Source organism: Vibrio sp. 1249-1 (assembly GCF_033340495.1).
This window is the reverse complement of sequence record NZ_JAWOWJ010000795.1, coordinates 1-604: the sequence shown is the minus strand read 5'-3', so window position 1 is coordinate 604 and position 604 is coordinate 1. Positions and strand designations below refer to the sequence as shown.

At 49.2% G+C, this 604-nt stretch carries 1 pseudogene; it reads left to right on the top strand.

The features are described 5' to 3' along the window. Positions 1-26: 26 nt before the first annotated feature. Positions 27-604, top strand: a pseudogene (locus R7Z50_RS28960) (OmpA family protein); the annotation flags it as partial.

Genomic DNA, 604 nt, shown 5'->3' with positions numbered 1-604 from the left:
AAATACCGGTTTAAACGGAGGTTGGCATGGTAAATCTAATACGACGAAGTGTAGTTAGCGGTCTCGTTGTCGGCATGTTTGGTTGTTCGTCATTTGATTATCCCGATCATGGTCAGGGTGGATTGGCGGAAAGCTATCAAGATATTTCGATTGAGAACTATCAGTTCTCGCCTGTTATGCCAGATGAACCATTGGGCCCAGAGCATGGATTGCGATTCGATTGGCAGTTGACCAAGCTTCATCTCGACGCTTTGATTCAAGAAGGCGCTCGTTGGTGCTTCCCTGCTGCAGTGGTGCAAGCACTCGAGAAGCAAAATCGCATTGCTCGTGAACTAGAAGGCGGTTTACTGCTTGATGCCGCCAATGACCTGGTCATCCAGCGTCGTCGATTAAACCAGCTTGAGCAGCAACTCGACTACGTACTTACGCAAACCACTTGCACGCCGCCGGATGACATCGATGCACTAAGGAATGACTTAAACATCGTCGCCGATATTTATGCGCTGCTCAACGTCGACAATCAGTTTGCCATTGATTCTGCGGAGATCAATCCGAAGTACATGGGACACTTGGCAGAAGCCGCTTATATTCTGCGCGACCACCC